This window comes from Neisseria sp. HMSC069H12 (assembly GCF_001812735.1).
GTDB lineage: Bacteria > Pseudomonadota > Gammaproteobacteria > Burkholderiales > Neisseriaceae > Neisseria > Neisseria subflava.
Genome location: NZ_KV810286.1, coordinates 1 through 3118 on the forward strand (window position 1 = coordinate 1; position 3118 = coordinate 3118).

Consider the following 3118-nt stretch of genomic DNA (forward strand, 5'->3'; position numbering starts at 1 on the left):
TGCTATGATACGGAAGTTCCGATATACAAGGTCGGATATTGATGCCCGACCTGTCGTTGTTCACCCCCTCGCCGGCGGATAAAAGTCCATCCCCTGCCGCGTGCCGGCGAGCATCGCGGGCGTGTAGCGGTAACGGTCGGTTTGCTGCCAGTCAAAATGCGTGTGAATCTCGGCTTCGCGGCCGTTTGCTATCAGCTCGATCAAATCGGGGTTGAGCATCACGGTTTTGCCCAGCGCGATGAATTCCGCCCAGCCCGTTTCCCAGGCTTGGGCGATGTCGTCGGCGGTGTAGAGTTTGCTCACGCCGATAAAGGGTAAACGCCCGTTAATCCGCTGGTGGATGAGTTTCATACGGTATTCGTCGTTGCCGTCGCGGCGCGCTTTTTTGTAGAAATCCCACAGAGAAACGTGCAGGTATTGCAGCGGTTTGACGGCGAGTGCGTCCACCAGCGCGAGCGTGTCTGCAATCGTTAAGCCGTCTGCGCCGGGTTCTTCGGGCGAGAAACGGTAGCCGATGATGAAGTCGGGGCGGTTTTTGCGGCGGCGCATTTCGTCAATCGCGTCGATGACGGCGAGCGGGAAACGGAAGCGGTTTTCGCGGCTGCCGCCCCATTGGTCTTGGCGCAGGTTGGTGGCGGCGGAGACGAATTGCTGAATCAGCCAGCCGTTTGCGCCGTGGATTTCTACGCCGTCCAAGCCTGCGTCGAGCGCGAGTTCGGCGGCATGGGCAAAGTGCTGCACCATTTGCGCCACTTCGTCGCTGCTCATTTCGCGCACGCGCCCGTAAGCGCTGGGGGCGACGGCGCCGAGTCCGCGCGTCATCAGCGGATTGGCACGGCTGCCCGCGTGGGCGATTTGGGCGACGATTTTCGCGCCTTGTTCGTGCGAAATGGCTGTGTATTCGCGCAGGGTGGGTAGGTGGCTTGCGTCAAAAGCGTTGGGCGACGGAAAACCGATGCCGGTCGGATGCACATTGGTAAACGGCATCACAAACAGCCCGAAGCCGCGAAAACGGTCGCGCCAGAAATTACGGGCGGCGTCGGTCAACCCGCCGTTGGCATCAGATTCGTAAATCGTCAGCGGCGCGACGACAAAGCGGTTTTTGATTGCCACGCCGTTGTTCAGGGTATACGGCGCAAACATCGGGGCGTAACGCGGGTTCATTTTTTGGCTCCTTGTGTTGGGTTAAAGGCCGTCTGAAAGCGGGTTCAGACGGCCTTTTTTGCATTTGTGTTGAATCAAATACAGTTATTCAAAATCAGATCTTTATCAGCTACGCGAATAACCCTGGTATTCCGTTTCCTGTTGTGCAATTTGAGTCTCTTGGTTCGAAAACGATGGTGTCTGTTGTGCCAAACCCTCCTGTACACGTTTGTTGAATTTATCAACAATATCTTGGTTTTCTGCTAAAAGCTGCTTGGTGTACGAACCATCCTTATCATTCATTAACCCATTGATCATCGAACGAATTTTTTCATATTTAGATTGGGATTCCGATTCATTTTTTCCAATATCCGGCGCCATCTCAGGTTTAATAAAGTTTTCTTTAGGCCGTAATGCACCGTGAAAAATAGTTTTTTGATCCCAATAAGAATTTCCTGTCATCACTACTTCAGCAGGCCCTGTTGATGTTTGAGATCCAAAAAAATGAATGCGTCCTTTTTCATCATACTCTTTAAAAATAGCAACGTGTTGAGAACCTCCCGGCATTGTCATCATTAATATGTCGCCTGCTTTCAAACTGCCATCTGTTTTGGCAGATGCAGGTAGTACATCAAAATTTATTTGAGCATAGTTCGTTATATGTTTTCCGTTAAACAGCGTTCTGGTTCCAAAGTCTTTGGCTTCCATTTTAAGATTAAATCCCACTCCTTCTAATGAAAAATAAACAAGAGAAGAACAATCAACACCTTTTCTTCCATCATGATCTTTGTCTTCATTTAAACGAGAAGGATCAATTTTCTCTCCAGATTTATTTGCAGAGCGTCTAGCCATATCCTGTCTGCCGTATTCATGCGTGGTTTTCGAAAAGTTTGCTTCAGCATAATCAATAATCCGTCGATTCTGCCGTTCTTGAATTTCAGACATTTCAATTCCTTTTATGCCGTGTTAAAAAATTAATCTGCAAAAAAACGGACAGCCTTTGTTTTAACCCAGCCGGTTGCACATACACCGCTGGCGGTTACAACAAGCTGTCCGCCCTCGTCAAACGAAGTCGTCAGACGGCATTGGCTGCCTGACGGTTTCTTTACCTGCCATTTGCTTGGAAAATCTGCCATTTTCAAGCATTCTTTCGCGCCTGCATCTTCACAGCCCGCACCCGCTGCCGGAGGCACTTTTTTCACCAGCGTCCAGCCGTTTGATTCAGCCACATTGCCAACCACACAGAGATATTGGGTGTTTCTTAACTGCATTACCGTTTTCGAACGGGCATCGGGCTTTTCCTTTAACACTGCGCCGCCTGATGATTGTACATAAACCTGATTGCCGCACGACACGGTTTGATGATGGGCTATTTTTCCACTATTTACCGGCTTCGCCACCACTGTTGCCGAGACCAGCAAGGTTAAAAGCAGCATTTTTTTCTTCATTTAAATACCTTTTAAAAACAATAAATTACTAAAATACGCAACATAATCAATGTAGTATTGATGATAAAACAACATTGCAAATAATGCAAACGACGAACATCCGAATGCGGTAAGACCGTCTGAACAGTTTGTTTGTCGGGCATCCATGCCCGACCTGCTCGGCGTTTTCAGGCTGCCTGCGTGCGGAGTGCAAAGCCGAAAAACTTTTGCAAAATCCACCGCTCTTTTGGGGCGAAATGCCGTCTGAAAGCGATTTCAGAATCGGTGCAGGTATGTTGTTTGTAACCAAGTTTGTAGAGGCCGTTTTTCTTTGTCCAACGGGCATCGCTGTCTTTACTCGGTGTGGTTTGGCCACTGACTTGTCCTTCGTCATCGACTTCTATGGCCTGACGCTGTTTGCTGCCGGCGGTCTGAATAATGGTGGCGTCAATGACGGCGGCGGATGCTTTCTCTACTTTTAAACTTTTTTCAGTCAGTTGGCGGTTAATCAGTTCGAGCAATTCGGACAGGGTGTCGTCTTGCGCCAG

At 49.4% G+C, this 3118-nt stretch carries 3 protein-coding genes and 1 pseudogene; all 4 read right to left on the reverse strand.

Translation table 11 applies throughout. From position 1 onward, the window contains the following. Nucleotides 1–60: 60 nt before the first annotated feature. Entirely contained in the window at nucleotides 61–1164 is a 1104-nt protein-coding gene (locus HMPREF2872_RS06565) for an NADH-dependent flavin oxidoreductase (protein WP_070632270.1), read from the reverse strand. A gap of 105 nt (nucleotides 1165–1269) precedes the next feature. Further along, nucleotides 1270–2088: an NlpC/P60 family protein gene (locus HMPREF2872_RS06570; RefSeq protein WP_070632273.1), complete on the reverse strand. Its 819-nt coding sequence runs from the start codon at nucleotides 2086–2088 to the stop codon at nucleotides 1270–1272. Between the two features lie 29 nt (nucleotides 2089–2117). Beyond that, complete coding sequence (locus tag HMPREF2872_RS06575; RefSeq protein ID WP_003746683.1) at nucleotides 2118–2591, reverse strand: hypothetical protein; 474 nt, start codon at nucleotides 2589–2591, stop codon at nucleotides 2118–2120. A 254-nt stretch (nucleotides 2592–2845) separates the two neighbouring features. Continuing rightward, a pseudogene (locus HMPREF2872_RS06580) lies at nucleotides 2846–3118 on the reverse strand (IS5 family transposase); the annotation flags it as partial.